Genomic DNA, 15,174 nt, shown 5'->3' with positions numbered 1-15,174 from the left:
GGCTGTGGAAGCATCAAACGGCAAGCACGATCAACCTGTCCTGCTGGTCCTGCGGGCCCTGAAGCTCGGGGACCTGCTGGTTGCTGTGCCGGCACTGCGAGCCCTGCGCCGCGCCTATCCGAACCACCGCCTGCTGTACGCCGCGCAGGGCTGGCTGGAGGACGCCCTGGAGCTGGTAGGCGGCTACGAACTGCTTCCCACCCACGGCCTGGATGTTCCGATTCCCATTGAAGCCGGCCTAGTGGACGTTGCGGTCAATCTGCATGGCAGTGGACCCGAAAGCGAGGAACGGCTGGCCGCGATCCGGCCCAGGACCGTCGTAGGCCACCGGACGCCGGCACGGCCCGGCCCGTGGTGGGTCGACGACATCCACGAGCGCGAACGCTGGACCAGGCTGCTCCAGTGGCACGGCATCGAAGCCCGGCCGGACGATTACCGTCTCCTCCCGCCTGCCGTTCCCAGCCCCTGCCCGGGCGCCACGGTGCTACACGTGGGGGCCGCCTATGGCAGCCGGCTGTGGCCGGAGGACCGCTTTGCAGAAGTGGCCCGTGCCCTCTCAGAGGATGGTCACCAGGTGATATTCACCGGCAGCTCAGCGGAACGGCCACGGGCACTGGACGTTGCGCGGCTCGCCGGGCTGCCGGAGGACCAGGTCCTGGCGGGAAAGCTGCGGCTGGCCGAATTCATGGCTGCCATCACGGAGGCTCGGCTGGTGGTCTCCGCGGACACGGGTGCGGCGCACTTGGCCTCTGCGTATGCCCGGCCTTCGGTGGTGCTTTTCGGTCCGGCACCGGCCGAGGTGTGGGGCCCACCCCCTGGGCCCCACGTTGTGCTGACTGACGCTCAGGCGCGCCGAGGCGACACCTTCGCGGCCACCCCTGACCCGGCCCTCCTTGCGGTTTCGGTGGAGGACGTCCTGGCCGCTGTCGGGCAGCTTCCGCTCGCCTGACCTGCGCTGGTTCTGTAGCTGCCGGTCCTGCCGGTGCCGGTTCCGCCACCGTCCGTGCCCGAGCCCCGGTCCTCCTCGTCGAGCAACCGGCGCTGAAGCCAGACCAGGATGCGGGACAGGCGCCGGGACACCTGCATCTGGGAGATACCGAACCGTTTGCCCAGTTCCGTCTGGGTCTCCTCCCGGAAGTACCTCCGGTACAGCATCTCCCGGTCGTCAGGGTCCAGCTCCTGGATGGCCTCATTGAGGCATACGAGTTCCTCGAGGTGTTCGATCGGCTGGTCCGCCGAGACAAGCCCCTCGCCCATCGTTGGTCCACCCCACGGATCGGGACTGTCCAGCGAGTCCGGATGCATGCTGCTGCCTGCTGCCTGGGCTTCCCGAACGTCGGCGGGGCTGACGCCCAGTTCGCTGGCGAGTTCTTGTGCGGACGGTGTCCGCCCCAGCGACTGGGCCAGGTCCGGTGTGGTGTGCAGTACCTGCGTCCGCACGTCCTGGACATGCCGCGGCGGCCGCACCGTCCAGCACCGGTCGCGCAAGAAGCGCTTGAGTTCACCGCTGATGGTGGGCGCCGCGTAGGCGGGGAAACTTTCGCCTTTCTCGGCATCGAAGCCCCGGGCAGCCTTGACGAGGCCCAAGTAGGCCACCTGGACCAGGTCTGAGCGCTCACGTCCGCGGGTGGCGAACCGGGAGGCGAGCGACTCCGCCAGGTCCAGGTAATTGAGCACCAGCTGGTTCTGGAAGGCATCATGCAGGCGCCCCGCCTGGGTCGCAGGTTGGGGTGCTGCATGGGGCGGGCCGGGCGGGGAAAAACAAGGTGGAGTTTCTGGCATTGTCGTGGGTTCCTTCGATCGGGAGCTCGAGAAAGCCTGCGGCAAGACTTAGAAGAAGGAAATCATAAGCGTGCTTATTACACAATGGTCCGAGGCGCTAGGCTCAAAAGAAGCACCAAGGCCACGGCACCGTTACCAGACGGCCTGGCCGTCACATTCCACGGCAATGGACGGAGCGGATTTCATGCGTATCGTGATTACGGGTGCCAGCGGCAATGCCGGGACAGCACTCCTGCGCAGGCTTCAGAATGCCCGGCAGGAACACCCCGGCGGCCTGGAACTGGTGGGCATCAGCCGCCGCACACCGGACACTTTACGGTCACCTTACGCGGGCGTGGAGTGGCACACCCTGGACGTGGGCGGTGACGGTGCGGTGCAGAAGCTGGCCAAGGCCTTTGCCGGAGCAGACGCTGTGGTGCATCTGGCCTGGCAGATCCAACCAAACCGGGATCTCCCGCAACTGCACTGCACCAATGTCACCGGCACGGCGAACGTGCTGGCGGCTGCCCGGGAAGCAGGGGTGGGGCACGTGGTTTGCGCCTCCTCGGTGGGCGCCTACAGCAAGTCACCCAAGGACCACCGCGTGGACGAATCCTGGCCCGCGGGAGGCATGGAGGGCTCACATTACAGCCGGCACAAGGCAGAGCAGGAAAAACTGCTGGATAGGTTCGCGGCGGACAATCCCTCCGTTGCCGTGGCCAGGCTGCGCCCCGGACTCATTTTCCAGGCGGAGGCCGGAAGCGAAATCGGCAGGTACTTCCTGGGGTGGGTCCACCCGAGGTTCGTCCCGCGCCGGCCGGCATTGCCCTTATTGCCAATTCCCGACGAACTGGTCTTCCAGGCGGTGCATGCCGACGACGTAGCGGACGCGTACTGGCGCGTGCTCGAGCGCAGGGCCAGCGGGGCGTTCAATGTGGCGGCCGAGCCGGTGGTCACGCCACAAAACCTGGCCAGGCTCTTTTCCGCCAAGAGGATCCTCCCCGTCCCGGTCAGCGCGCTGCACGCCTTCGTTGGCGCCACCTGGCGGCTCCGACTTCAGCAGACGGACTCGGGGTGGGTGGAGATGGCGGCGGGTGCGCCGATCATGGACACCCAGCGGATCCGGAACGAGCTCGGCTGGGAGCCGCAAACGCCGTCGCTGGAGGCCATCCAAGAGGTGATTGACGGCATGGGCAAAGGTGCCGGCGTGCCGGCGTCTCCGCCGCTCAAACCGCGGCGTAGCCTCCTCGGCCTCACCCGCCGTCGCTAGCTTCCGGGCATTGGTTCCGGACGCTGGTGACGGCGGGCGTCAACGGCTGACGGCGACTCACTCGCGCGGCGTGTTCCGCCGGGCAGCGTCCGTCGTGGCACCGGCATCCGGGTCGCGCCCGTCGGCTCCGGCGTCAGCGGCCCGCCCGCCAGCGTTCCGCGCATCGGCGTTCCGCGCATCGGCGTTCCGCGCATCGGCGGCCCGATCATCATCAGTTCCGGCATGCGTCCGTGCATCGTCGCGCCGGTTGCCATCCTCGTCCACGTCCGGGTCAAGCGCGTTCGCCTTGTACTGGTGCTTCTCGGCATCCGTCCGGAGGTCCTGGGCGGCCGACTGCTTTTGCTCGGCCTCCTGGCGAAGCCGGGCCGCCTCAACCTGCGCTTTCTCGGCGTCAGCCTTGGCATGCATGGCCCGAGCCTCGTTTTCCCGCGCCTCAAGGTCGGCGTTCTCCGCTTTCCTGCGGATCTCGGCTGCGTGCTGGCGATTCTGCTCATCGCGCTTTTGCCGGAACGCCTCCCTGCGTTTGCGGCTGGACATCAGAAGCACCACAACGAGTGCGATGACGACAATTACAACGACGATCCAAATCCAGGCACTCGGGTCCACTGTGGATCCACCTCTCTCTTTTTCCAGTACGTAGCTATCCGGCAGGGGCCCGCCCACCTGCCCCGACCAAACACTGCCGGAACGGGCGGCCGGTTGAACTAGCGGCCATCAGGGTACTTACTATCTAATAGTAATCATGCTTACTATTTTATGGCGAGTGATTGCCGGTTGTACTCAGCAACCCGAGATGCGGGAGAGGTACCAACTATGACCGAGAACCAATGGCCGCAGGCCGCGGGGGCCCGACCACCCGATGATGAGGAAAGCACAGATCCCGAGCTGGCTGGCGGCGGCCCACGCAGCGGTGGCCCAGGCCAAGATGCCAATCCGCTCGCCTCTGGCCAGCTGGCCGAGACTCCGCAGTCGAACACCCGAATGGCGGACGATCCGCTGAACGGAAAGCAACCGGCCGATGATCCGCTGGGCAGCGACCCGCTAACCCTGGACCGCCGCAACCCACCTAGAGCCCCCGGACAGTAGCGACTGACGCACTATGCGAGCTGTTGCACGACCCACGAGCCCCAACGCCTGACAGCGGGCAGGGAACGTTCCGTGACTTGCGGAGCATGGCCCCGCCTGCGAACGAAAGGATCCCCAATGGCTACGAAAGAAGCCCCGGAAACCAGCACAGCAAAGGCGGGAAGCGCACCTGCCCCGGATGACACGCGAAAGCCGGACAGCCCCACCGATGTGGACAAGCCATCGTGGAAGTACATTGCCCGCAAGACCCTGCGTGAATTTACTGCGGACCAGTGCCCCGACCTCGCGGCCGGACTTACCTACTACGCCATCTTCTCGCTCTTCCCCGCCCTGCTCGCCCTCGTTTCGCTGCTGGGCATCTTTGGACAGGCGGAAAAGACGACGTCGGCACTCCTGGAAATCGTCCAGGGCGTCGCGCCCGGGCAGGCGGTGGAGATGATCCGCGAGCCTATCCAGGAGCTGACCACCTCACCGGCGGCCGGCTTCACCCTGGTTATCGGTCTCGCGACAGCCATCTGGTCCGCGTCCGGGTATGTGACCGCGTTCGGCCGGGCGATGAACCGGATTTATGAAATAGATGAGGGCCGCGGATTCGTAAAGCTTCGCGGCACCATGCTCGGCGTCACGGTGGTCTCTCTGATCATCGTTGCGCTGCTCGCTGCAATGCTGGTCATCAGCGGCCCGGTGGCTGAGGCCATCGGCAATGTCCTGGGGCTGGGCGGAGTGTTCCTGACCGTGTGGAACATCGCGAAGTGGCCCGTCATCGTCGCGCTCGTGATCGTCGTCATCGCCATCCTCTATTACTTCACTCCGAACGTCCGCCAGCCAAAGTTCCGCTGGATGAGCCTTGGCTCCCTCATCGCCCTGGTGATCTTCGTGCTGGCCTCGGTGGGTTTTGGCTTCTACGTGGGTAACTTCAGCAACTACAACAAGACGTACGGCGCCATCGGCGGCGTGATCGTCATGCTGCTGTGGCTCTGGATCCTCAACATGTCCCTGCTTTTTGGCGCCGAGTTCGACGCCGAGATGGAGCGCGGCCGGCAGCTGCAGGCCGGCATTGAGGCTGAGGACACGCTCCAGCTCCCTCCCCGCGATACGAAGAAAAGCGACAAGCTCCAGGAGAAGGAAGAGGAAGACATCCGCTTGGGACGCGAACTGCGCGAGAAGTACAGCGAGCAGGGCAACGGCAAGGACAACAGCGGCCAGCACGGCCCGGACGGCGACCGCCGGAACGGCCACGGCGGAGCCACCTCCAGCGGCGGCCGCGGCAACAGCTAGCCGCACAAACTCAACAACATCCCGTCCTGTGCCGGGAGCGGCCCGTGATTTCCCAACCTCGCGAACCGCTTCCGGCACAAGCGTCTCGTCAGCTGCTAGAACGTCACCAACCGTGCTCCCCCTTGAGGGTGAGCACGCCCAGCTGGGCGTCGTCACGCGTTGCGTGGTGCTGCCGCACGTAGAGGGACAGGTCCGCCATGCATTTGCCGTACCGTTCATCCAAGGCCAGGGGGCCTGGCCCCAGGTTCTGGCTCACCAGGAGCTGGACCCGTTCGACGGCGGCGGCAACCGTTCCCCGGACACGGAGCGCCTCGCTCCACCCGCCAGCAGTGCCGGCGCCAGCCGCTTCCGTGGCGGAATCCGGGTCTGTCTGGGCGGCACCGGTGGCCTCGGCGGCGTCCACGGCCTCTGCTGCCCGGGCGAGGTACTGGACGGTTGAGGTCAGGATCCGGTCCACTTCACCCAGGGCGGCGAGTGCCACCTGGTCGGCCTCGCGCTGGGACCTGGCTCCCCGCTGGAGCGCGGCCTCGAAGTGCCGGCCGAGCGCCACGGCGCCGCCCAGCCAGCACGCTGCAACGCCCATGCCGCCCCACGCAAAGCCGGGGCGCTGGAAGTACCAGCCGTCACCGCCGAGCGGCACGGCCGGCACCCCGTCAAAGTGGACAGTTCCGCTGGGGATTTCGCGCAGTCCGCGGCTTGTCCATTCCGGCACATCGCACGTAACGCCGGCGGCCCTGAGATCAACGGCGAAGGCCGCCCGGCCGCCGGTGACGGTGTGCGCGGTCACCACCGCGTGGTCCACAAACTGGGCCAGCGAGCACCAAGGCTTGGAGCCGGTCAGCTGCACGCTGCCGGATGTCCCGCTTTGTTCTGGCTCGTGGGATTCTGTCCCGGCTGGTTCAGCCCCGGCGGGGGGCCGCCCGTCAGCCGCGACCGATGCCGGCGCGGCCGTCAGCCGGGTACCAGGGGCCTCGGCTGCGTAGACACCCCACGATCCGGTGAAGGATCCCGGCGCTCCCGCCTGGGACAGGATGGCACCGGCGTCCAGGTGCGGCTCCAGAACCCGCGCGGCGGCCACGTCCACCGCGGCCACGGAAGCCAGCAGTTCCCAGAGCCGGGCTGTCCGCCCGTCACCGGGCTTCGGCGCGGAACGGCCGGCCTGCTGGGCGATGGCCAGCAGGGCAGGGACATCCCCCACAGCCGAGGCGACCCTGTCCAGCAATCGCTCAACATCCAGTACAGGTTCGCCTTCCGGTAGACGTCCCGCTCCAGGCGCAGGTTGGGCTTCCGGCGCAGCTTCGGCGGCCATCTCCCGGGACGGCGCCGGGCTGAATCGGACAGGCTGCCACTGGCGGTGCTGTGCGTTCATGCAGCGTCCGCTGCCGGCTGAGTGCACCGGGTCATGGCGCTGCTAATCCTGTGCCGGTGCAGTCACCGACGCAGAAGCCGGCATCACTTCCGCGTTCACCATCCAGGCCAGTTGCTCAAGCCGGGTGATGGCCACGTGCAGGAGGTCCGCGCTCGTGGGATCTTCTTCATTCACGTCATCGTGGACATCGCGGATGGTCTTCACCGTTTGTTCCAGCCTCGCGGTAATGAGCTTGGCGGTGTCTTTGGTGACGGTCAGGCCGGCAGGAAACTGCTCCAGCCTAGTGCCCGAGGAAACGGTGGCGCTCCGGCCGTCCGGAAGTGCATGCAGCGAACGCATGCGTTCGGCCGTCTGATCGGCAAGCAGCCGGGCGCTGTCAACAATTTCATCTAGCTGCAGATGCAGATCACGGAAGTTGGTGCCCACCAGGTTCCAGTGCGCCTGCTTGCCCTGAACGTGCAGCTCGATCAGGTCAGTGAGGACCTTCTGAAGATTGCTGGCCAGAGTCTCGGATGCTTTCATGTCTTCCTCCGCTGCCGTCACCGATGCATGTCCGGGCCTGGCCGGCTGGGCAGCTGGCCAGGATGATTCCCAGCATACTTACCTTTCGGGCAGGGGTCTTCGCGGCGCGTGCATGTGCCTAGCGGCCGGCGGGCCAGAGAACCGTTGCCTGTAGCGCTTCCAACGGCACGCTTCCGTAGGCCCGTGAATCGATGGAGCCCGCACGGTTGTCACCCAGGACAAAGACGTGCCCGGCCGGCACCGTGACCGGACCAAAGTAGGTGCCATCGATGCGGCTGTGGTCGATGCCCGGCTCGGCCTGCGGAACCCCGTCCACCACCAGCACAGAGTCCTCGATGGCAACGGTCTGGCCCCCCAAGGCAATGGCCCGTTTGACAGCAGGGCTCCCGTCCTCCGGACTCGTGAACACCACCAGGTCTCCGGCCTTGGGCGCACCGAGCGCGGGCCCGGGTTTGAACATCAGCACCGTGCTGCCCTTGGGCAGTGCCGGCTCCATGCTTTCCGAGCTGACCGTCACGGGCTCCACCAGCCACAGGCGCGAGGCCAGAAGGACAGCGGCGAGCAGCACCGCCGTCGTGATTGTCCTCCCCCGAAAGCCCTGCCGGGGGGATCCGGCAGGCCTCTCGGTGACGGCTACCCTTTCGGGGGCCGCCCCGGACTTCGGGCTGGCCCTGTGCGCCGCTAGCCGTCCCATTGGGGCAGCGCCGCTGTCATGGGATCGTTGGGATCGTTGTCATCTTCCTTCAGGCCCACCCGGAACTGCACCATCATGTCGTGGTCCTCATGAGGCAGGTTGTGGCAGTGCACCATGTAGCGGCCCTGGTGCGGACCGAACTTCATCAGCAGGCGGACCGTCTCGCCCTCACCCACATAGACAACGTCCTTGGGTCCGAGCTCCTGTGGAAACGGTGCCCGGCCATTGCGGCTGAGGATCTTGAAATCCACCAAGTGAATGTGAATCGGGTGGAACCAGCCGCCGGACCTGTTTTCGAACTCCCACACCTCGACGGCGTCTAGGTCGACGTCCGCAGCGACCTTCTTGTAGCCGCTGGCTATGACGTCCTGCCAGTTGCCGTCGTCGATGGTCCACATGTTGGTGACGTCGTTCCGCTTGACCCGGAACTTCCGGACCTTGGTGGCCTGCTTCTCGGTCATCGCCATGATCTCGTTGGCGGGTGCCAGCTGCGCGGGTACGGTGTTCCAGGTCGGGTCGCTGGTGTTGACCGCGTCATCAGTGACGTCGAAGGCCATCACCTTGTTCGTGAAGTCGTAGTCAACGTTGTTCGGGTTGGACAGGTTGCGCAGCTCGACCCGCTGGCCGGTCTTGTACTTGCGGAAATCGATGAGCACCTCGTAACGCTCTGCCCCGGCATGGCGGTAATTGGCCACTCGCTGCGGCGTGGGGACCAGGCCGCCGTCGGTGCCCACGATAATCAGGGGATCGCCGGTGCTCAGCGTCAGCCGTACTGAGCGGGAAATGCTGCAGTTCAGCACCCGGAACCGGTAGATGCGCTTCTGGACCTTCATGACCGGCCACGGCTTGCCGTTGACCAGGATGACGTCCCCCCACAGGCCTGAGTGGGTGTTGTCGTCATACCCCAAGGCGCCGTTTGCCGCGAACATCGCGTCGGAAATGATGAGCGGCACGTCGAAGTCGCCCTGCGGGAGCAGCTGCCGCTCCATCGGGTCGTGCATGTGGTACTGCCCCGCCAGGCCGGAGTACGCGTTCTGCGCCGTGAAGTGCACCCCGTGGTCGTGGTACCAGAGCGTGCGGGCGGGCTGGAAGTTCGGGTAGTGGTAGTCCTTGAAGAATCCGGGATGCGTGACGTCGCTGGCGTACCCGTCGAACTGTGGCAGCGAGGCTGACCCGTGCAGGTGCACGGACGTGGCGAGCACGTGGCCATCGTTCGGGTGGGTTGCGGGAAGCTTGTTCCGGACCCGCACCACTGCCTTGGTGCCTTGGTCCAGGCTGATCGTGGGGCCGGGGAAAATCCCGTTGTAGCCCAGGATCGGAGTCTTGAGCCGCGGCAGGATGGACGCCATAGCGGCCATCTCGGTCACCGTGTAGTAGTTGACAGGTTTGCCGTCCGCGGGGTCCACCCCCGTCCGGTCCGGCGCCAGCTCCGGAGGTTTCACGAAAGCCGACTGGAACGGCTTGGGCATCTCCGCGCTGCTCAGCCGGCTGGCGGACTTGGCCTCCACCTCGCCCCGCGGGAGTGAAAGCACACCCGCTCCGACGGCACCGAGGCCGCCCAGCAGCAGGACATCTCGTCTGGACACGGTCATAACCGGGCCTCCTTCCGATTGGGTTCGAGACCGGTTGGGATGCTTCGAGGATGTCCCGGCGTGGTTGGAAAAAACCGGACCGAACTGGGAAGGGTGGGGGTTCTAAGGGGGCACCCCCAATTGGGCCCCCTCAAATCGATGGTCTAATTCGGTTGCTCCAGCGGTAGTCCGCTCCATGAGGGCCGCACCCAGGGCTGCATGCGAGCTTTGGCTCGCGCAGACCCCCGGCATCCCACCGGCTTTATCCGACTTTTATCCAAGGTGCGGCGTCCACTGTTGTCGTGGTTGGGAATCGACTTTCCGACCTGGCCTTGAAGGTACTGGGGGCCACAAATCGAGTGTCCACAAGGAGTCTCAATGTTCTCGCAATCTGTACGGCCCAAAATGCCTGATGGAGCCAACCGCTCCGGGGCAGCGCACCGCAAGCCCACCACCACTCTCAGCCGCATGGCCCCTGCTGTTGCCGGCGCCCTGCTCGCCGCCGCCCTGTCACCCCTCGGCGCTATGCCGGCGAACGCGGAAACCGCCGGGATGGGCCCGGTTGACGCCGCGAATGGCTTCCCGACGTGGTATTCGGACGGCACAGTCCGGCTGCAGCTCTGCTACGAGGCCGGCAAGGGCTGCCTCTCCGAACCTCCGGATCCCAATTCCCCGGCGTCCTACCCGGGCAACTTCCCCGAGGAAGCTTTTTGGTTTTCCGCGTCCGCGGATGTCGGAACGATCGGCAGCTACGAGGCGGCCTTGGAAGCGGCACATGTCAACGGCCCCGTGGTGCCTGGCGAGCAGATGGGTTTTGCCCGCCTGCGGTTCCGTTTTGATGGCCTGCAGCCCAACGCGCAGTACACCATCACCCACCCCTATGGCGTTGCGACGTTCACCGCTGACGTTGACGGCAGCATCAACGAGACGACCGACGCCGGCGCTTGCGCACCCAATGACACAGTTGCTTGCGACTGGGCGGGCGTCGGCGCAGCCTTCCTCGGCGACTTTGACAGGGGGACCACGGCAACGTTCCTCACGCAGGTTGGCGCCCCGGCAGGAACACTTGGCGACATCAACACCGCGCGGCCAGTCACCGGAGCCCCCTCGGGTATCAACTCCGTAACGGTCACCGGCCCCAACGCGGGCGGGCCGGGCATCAACACCATCACCCAGAGCAACTTCACCGTCCAGGGCCTCATCGCAACCGACTCCGTCGGAGGTCCCAATACACCGGACCTGGCGGCAGCCAGCGACAGCGGCCGCTCCAACTCCGACAACATCACTAACGTAACCGCGCCTACGATTACCGGCAGCCTTCCCGCCGGCACCGCGGGCCCCGTTCAGCTGATCGTGGACAATGGCGCCCCGCTGGCTACCACGCTCACCGGTTCCACCTACTCCGTGAAGCTGGCCCCGCTGGCCCAGGGCCCCCACACTGTGCAGGCTGTTGCCGGCGGACTGAATTCCGGAACGCTCAACTTCACGGTGGACACCACGGCTCCGGCCGTTGCGGTAACGGCACCCTTCCCGTCCACGCCCAGCCTGGACAACACGCCGTCGCTGAGCTTCTCGGGAGAAACAGGCGCCAGCTTCGAGTGCCGGCTGCAGCCCACCAACCAGGCCTGGGACAACACCTGTGCCTCCCCGAAGACCTGGGACGCACAGGTCAACGGGTTCTACACCTTCGGCGTCCGCGCCAGCGACGCCGCCGGCAACGTGGCATTTACCAGCCGTAACGTGCGCATCGGTACGGGCACCGGTGTCACAAGCGTCCCGCAGGACTTCAACGGCGACGGCCGGGCCGATCTCGTTACCCGGGATTCCAGCGGCGTCCTCTGGACCTACCTGGGCAGCGGCTCGGGTACCTTCCCGACCCGCACCAGGGTCGGGGGAGGCTGGAACTCCATGAACTCCATCAGCGCCACCGGAGACCTCACCGGCGACGGGCGTGCCGACCTGGTGGCCCGCGACTCCAGCGGAGTCCTCTGGACCTACCGCGGAAGCGGCTCCGGCACTTTCCCGACGCGGATTCGGGCCGGAGCAGGCTGGAACTCCATGAAGAACATCAGCGCCGCCGCTGACCTCACCGGCGACGGGCGGAATGACCTGCTGGCAGTCGACGCCGGCGGCGTCCTCTGGAGCTACGCCGGCAACAATGCTGGCGCATTCCCGACCCGTATCAGCGCCGGCGCGGGTTGGAACGGCCGGGCCATCAGCGCCGCCGGCGACCTCAACCGTGACGGCAAAGCTGATCTGGTTGCCCGGGACTCCGGGGGGACTCTGTGGTCCTACCTGGGCAACGCTGCTGGCGCATTCCCGACGCGGGTCAGCGCCGGTGCAGGCTGGAACGCCATGAACGCGATCAGCGGCGCCGCTGACCTCAACGGAGACGGACGCGACGACCTCGTCGCCCGCGACACCAGCGGAGTTCTCTGGTCCTACATGGGTAACGGCGCCGGCGCGTTCCCGAACCGGGTCAGGGTCGGCGGTGGCTGGAACACCATGACCGCACTCAGCTAACCGCTGAAGCACCGCCACCAAAAACAGGCACCGCCCTCGTACATCCAGTGCGAGGGCGGTGCCTATTTGTGTACGCCCTAACGCACCACAGCCAGCGCGAAGCCGTCCCAGCCCTTTGACCCCACGGTCTGGATGACAGTGGCGTCCAGCCGGCTGTCCTCCCCCATCATCTTCAGCGCGCCGATGATTCCGGGGGCATTGACTTCGTCCAGGGACGGATCCAGCGCCACGCCCTCCCACACGACGTTGTCCATCACGATGCTGGTTCCGGACCTGCCCAGCCGCACTGCCCACTCCAGGTACTGGGGGTTATTCTCCTTGTCCGCATCGATGAAGACGAAGTCGAACGGATCGTCTCCTTCAGCTTCGAGGGCCGCGAGCGTGTCCAGCGCCGCGCCTATCCGGATGTCCACCTTGTGGCCCACCCCGGCCGCGTCCACGTTGGTGCGGGCCACTTCGGCGTGTTTCGGGAGGTATTCGCACGTCACCAGCCGGCCGTCGTCGGGCATGCCCTGGGCCATCCAGATGGTGCTGAAGCCGGCCAGCGTGCCGATCTCCAGCACCCTGCGGGCACCGGACGCCGTCACCAGCAGCTTTAGCAGCTTTCCGGCGTTAGGTGTCACCTCGATCGGCGGCATCCCGGCCTCCTCGGCGGACCTGACGGCGCGCTGGACGGCATCGTCGGGGTGGACGACGACGTCTGACAGGTACTCTTCTACGGCCGTCCACTCGGGCCGCGGCTTGTGCTCAAACATGGGCACAGTCTTCCAGCAAGCGCCAGGCCGGGCTAGGCTGCCGCGGCCAATCGTCCTGGCCGTCAGTCGCCCTGGACCAGGGCGCCCTCCAGGCGCTCCACCTTCGCGGTGAGCTCGCCGGAGTAACCGGGCCGGATGTCGGCCTTGATCACCAGGGACACCCTGCTGCCGAATTTCCCCACGGCCTCGGTGGCGCGCCTGACCACGTCGAACACCTCGTCCCATTCACCCTCGACAGTGGTGAACATGGAGTCCGTCTTATTCGGCAGCCCGGATTCCCTGACAATCTTGACGGCGGCAGCCACGGCGTCGTGCACGGAGGCGTCGCCGGCACCCGCAGCGGCGTAGGCGGGATCAGCAGGAATTCCGGAAGGGGCGACTGAAAATGCAAGCAACATGCGTCCAGTCTGTCACGGCGGAATCTGCCGCCCGCATCGTGTGCTGCGTCATATTCGGCGCTACCAACGGGTAACGGAGTCAGGCTGACACTGCGTTGCTAACCTTGATTCCATGAACCTCGCAGTAGAGCGCAAGCCCCTTCGTGCTGACGCTGCACGCAATGTGGACAAGATCATAAATGCCGCCCGCGAGTGTTTCCGGCAGTACGGCCCCGATGTTCCGCTGCAGACCATTGCTGCCACAGCGGGAGTGGGTCCGGCGACGCTGTTCCGGAATTTCTCGGACAAGGAGCAGTTGGTTTTGGCGGCCCTCAACCGCCAGCTGAGGCTCAACGTGGACCCGGTTATCGACGTCGCCCTTGCGGGCACTGATGCGGCCGAGGGCCTGTTCCGGGTCATCGACGCCGTGATGACCGCTGCCAGTGACAACGCCAACCTGCTGGGCGCCGTGGCCGGGCGGCGGGATTTGCTCACCGGCATTACCGGCAGCCTGATTGAGTCCGTTGGGGTCCTCCTTGGCCGCGGCCAGGACCAGGGCACCCTGAGGGTGGACATCTCACTGACGGACATGGTGCGGCTCCTGGCAATGCTGATCGGAGTCGTCGACACCATGGAACCCGGCTCCGACGCCTGGCGCCGGCCGGCTGCCCTCGTCGAGGACGCCATCCGCGCGGAACGTCCCACAAGGTCGCTGCCTCCGCAGGTGCCGCTCGCGGCGTCGCAATTCGAGCAGTTCGAGTAGCTGGCAGGTTCGAGCAGGCGCGGAGGATCTTCGCTGGAAGAAGAACGGTCATGTTCCGTACACCGGGCCAGCACAGTAAGCTATGCACACCGGTGGGTTAGGAAGTCAGCCTCGGGCATCTTCATATACGGAGCACACCATGTCATTCCTTGCATGTGGTCAACTCGGGCCGGCAGTTTCACCATGAACCGCTCGCAGCTCGCACACTTCATGAACCACTCGACGGATCCTGAAACAACTCTGTTGGCTGCCACCACGGACGAACTCGGCATTCTCGTGGACGCGCTCTACCGCAACCTCGATACGCCGACTCCCGTGTATGGCGCACAGGACTGGTATGACCTCGCCACCGAAGAGCTCGCCAGGCGGTCCGTGCCTGCTTCCCCTGACGCCCGCGGTGTTGCCTAAGCCCAAACCCGTTACCTGAGCCCGCCCCTGCTAAAGGCGCTGCCCCGGGCTCACCCGGACTTCGGGGTCACCGGCGGGATTCAGGCCGGACGGACAACGCGTGCAGGGCGGCGGCCAGGCATTCGCTCATCGCCTGCAGCGCAATCAGCTGCGCTTCCCGCACCTGGGGTTTGGGAGCGTTGATGCAAATTGCTTCATCGGCGGCCTGGGCCAGCGGGTTCGGGGCCGCGCCCGTGACAGCCCAAACCGTGGCTCCGGCGGCCCGCGCCGCCGCTGTCGCCTCCAGCAGTGCATGCCGGTGCCCACTGGCCGAGACCGCCAGGAGAACGTCGTCGGAACGGATGTGGGCCCGCACCTGGCTGGCAACCTCTTCCGCGTGCCCCTGTGCAATCTCCACGGCACTGACGGGCGCAGCGCCTGCTGCTGCCGCACCTGGCCGCAGGGCAATGACGGAAAACGGCTGGCGGTCGCCGGCGTGGCGCCCCAGCAGTTCCGCGGTGAATTGCTGCACTTCGGCCGCCGAACCGGCACTTCCCGCCGTGACCAGACGGTTCCCGGAAACCAGGCGGCGGGCAAGCTCCTCGCCCCAGCCGGCCAGCCGCGAGGATTCGTTCCGCAGGCAGGCCACGGCGGGCCCCACCTGCCGCAGGTGCTCGAGGACGACGTCCACCGGCGCTTTCATTTCGAACGGCGCGTCCGTGGCACGGGTGCGGGACAGTCTGCTGACGGCCTTCATTTTCACAACCCCTCTACCTTTAGAGCATACAACGGTTGTGACGCACATCACTCAGAACTGC

General features: G+C 66.1%; 16 protein-coding genes. 7 read left to right on the top strand and 9 right to left on the bottom strand.

Annotated elements, in window-relative coordinates; genetic code table 11:
* Positions 1 to 4 precede the first annotated feature (4 nt).
* Complete coding sequence (locus tag LFT45_RS02565; protein WP_236806378.1) at positions 5 to 949, top strand: glycosyltransferase family 9 protein; 945 nt, start codon at positions 5 to 7, stop codon at positions 947 to 949.
* Here LFT45_RS02565 and LFT45_RS02560 read toward each other — a convergent pair.
* On the bottom strand, positions 844 to 1,677 hold the full coding sequence (locus LFT45_RS02560) for a sigma-70 family RNA polymerase sigma factor (RefSeq protein WP_336885600.1): 834 nt from the start codon (positions 1,675 to 1,677) through the stop codon (positions 844 to 846). The genes LFT45_RS02565 and LFT45_RS02560 overlap by 106 nt on opposite strands.
* A gap of 289 nt (positions 1,678 to 1,966) precedes the next feature.
* On the opposite strand from LFT45_RS02560, the gene LFT45_RS02555 reads away from it, so the two are divergent.
* Complete coding sequence (locus tag LFT45_RS02555; protein WP_236806376.1) at positions 1,967 to 3,031, top strand: NAD-dependent epimerase/dehydratase family protein; 1,065 nt, start codon at positions 1,967 to 1,969, stop codon at positions 3,029 to 3,031.
* A gap of 57 nt (positions 3,032 to 3,088) precedes the next feature.
* Here the strand turns inward: LFT45_RS02555 and LFT45_RS02550 are convergent, their stop codons facing one another.
* On the bottom strand, positions 3,089 to 3,637 hold the full coding sequence (locus LFT45_RS02550) for a hypothetical protein (RefSeq protein WP_236806375.1): 549 nt from the start codon (positions 3,635 to 3,637) through the stop codon (positions 3,089 to 3,091).
* A gap of 207 nt (positions 3,638 to 3,844) precedes the next feature.
* On the opposite strand from LFT45_RS02550, the gene LFT45_RS02545 reads away from it, so the two are divergent.
* Positions 3,845 to 4,117, top strand: coding sequence for a hypothetical protein (locus LFT45_RS02545; RefSeq protein WP_236806374.1), 273 nt, complete (start codon positions 3,845 to 3,847; stop codon positions 4,115 to 4,117).
* 117 nt (positions 4,118 to 4,234) lie between these two features.
* Positions 4,235 to 5,395, top strand: coding sequence for a YihY/virulence factor BrkB family protein (locus LFT45_RS02540; protein ID WP_236806373.1), 1,161 nt, complete (start codon positions 4,235 to 4,237; stop codon positions 5,393 to 5,395).
* A 103-nt stretch (positions 5,396 to 5,498) separates the two neighbouring features.
* Here the strand turns inward: LFT45_RS02540 and LFT45_RS02535 are convergent, their stop codons facing one another.
* From LFT45_RS02535 to LFT45_RS02520, 4 genes are all read right to left on the bottom strand, one after another.
* The gene (locus tag LFT45_RS02535) at positions 5,499 to 6,764 is read right to left on the bottom strand and encodes an acyl-CoA dehydrogenase family protein (RefSeq protein ID WP_236806372.1); all 1,266 of its coding nucleotides are present in this window, start codon (positions 6,762 to 6,764) and stop codon (positions 5,499 to 5,501) included.
* Between the two features lie 42 nt (positions 6,765 to 6,806).
* Positions 6,807 to 7,286, bottom strand: coding sequence for a Dps family protein (locus LFT45_RS02530; protein ID WP_236806371.1), 480 nt, complete (start codon positions 7,284 to 7,286; stop codon positions 6,807 to 6,809).
* A 118-nt stretch (positions 7,287 to 7,404) separates the two neighbouring features.
* A complete protein-coding gene (gene lepB / locus LFT45_RS02525) occupies positions 7,405 to 7,854 on the bottom strand; it encodes a signal peptidase I (RefSeq protein WP_236806370.1) in 450 nt (149 codons plus the stop codon).
* A 113-nt stretch (positions 7,855 to 7,967) separates the two neighbouring features.
* The gene (locus LFT45_RS02520) at positions 7,968 to 9,572 is read right to left on the bottom strand and encodes a multicopper oxidase family protein (RefSeq protein ID WP_236806369.1); all 1,605 of its coding nucleotides are present in this window, start codon (positions 9,570 to 9,572) and stop codon (positions 7,968 to 7,970) included.
* 357 nt (positions 9,573 to 9,929) lie between these two features.
* Here LFT45_RS02520 and LFT45_RS02515 point away from each other — a divergent pair, with 357 nt between their 5' ends.
* A complete protein-coding gene (locus LFT45_RS02515) occupies positions 9,930 to 12,074 on the top strand; it encodes a VCBS repeat-containing protein (RefSeq protein ID WP_236806368.1) in 2,145 nt (714 codons plus the stop codon).
* Between the two features lie 77 nt (positions 12,075 to 12,151).
* Here LFT45_RS02515 and LFT45_RS02510 read toward each other — a convergent pair whose 3' ends face one another.
* Positions 12,152 to 12,829 carry an O-methyltransferase gene (locus LFT45_RS02510; RefSeq protein WP_236806367.1) on the bottom strand — a complete coding sequence of 226 codons (678 nt, stop codon included), beginning with the start codon at positions 12,827 to 12,829 and terminating at the stop codon, positions 12,152 to 12,154.
* A 62-nt stretch (positions 12,830 to 12,891) separates the two neighbouring features.
* Positions 12,892 to 13,227, bottom strand: a complete 336-nt coding sequence (locus LFT45_RS02505) for a thiamine-binding protein (RefSeq protein ID WP_236806366.1) — start codon at positions 13,225 to 13,227, stop codon at positions 12,892 to 12,894.
* Positions 13,228 to 13,339: 112 nt separating this feature from the next.
* Between LFT45_RS02505 and LFT45_RS02500 the strand changes: the two genes are divergently transcribed.
* Together LFT45_RS02500 and LFT45_RS02495 are read left to right on the top strand one after the other, a co-directional pair.
* On the top strand, positions 13,340 to 13,969 hold the full coding sequence (locus LFT45_RS02500; protein ID WP_236806365.1) for a TetR/AcrR family transcriptional regulator: 630 nt from the start codon (positions 13,340 to 13,342) through the stop codon (positions 13,967 to 13,969).
* Between the two features lie 183 nt (positions 13,970 to 14,152).
* Complete coding sequence (locus tag LFT45_RS02495; protein ID WP_236806364.1) at positions 14,153 to 14,377, top strand: hypothetical protein; 225 nt, start codon at positions 14,153 to 14,155, stop codon at positions 14,375 to 14,377.
* Positions 14,378 to 14,444: 67 nt separating this feature from the next.
* On the opposite strand, the gene LFT45_RS02490 is transcribed toward LFT45_RS02495, so the two are convergent.
* Positions 14,445 to 15,113 carry an SIS domain-containing protein gene (locus LFT45_RS02490; RefSeq protein WP_236808893.1) on the bottom strand — a complete coding sequence of 223 codons (669 nt, stop codon included), beginning with the start codon at positions 15,111 to 15,113 and terminating at the stop codon, positions 14,445 to 14,447.
* Between the last annotated feature and the right edge of the window lie 61 nt (positions 15,114 to 15,174).

Source organism: Arthrobacter sp. FW305-BF8, from assembly GCF_021789315.1.
Taxonomy (GTDB): domain Bacteria; phylum Actinomycetota; class Actinomycetes; order Actinomycetales; family Micrococcaceae; genus Arthrobacter.
Note: the sequence above shows the minus strand (reverse complement) of the source record. Positions and strands in the feature narration are given on the sequence as shown.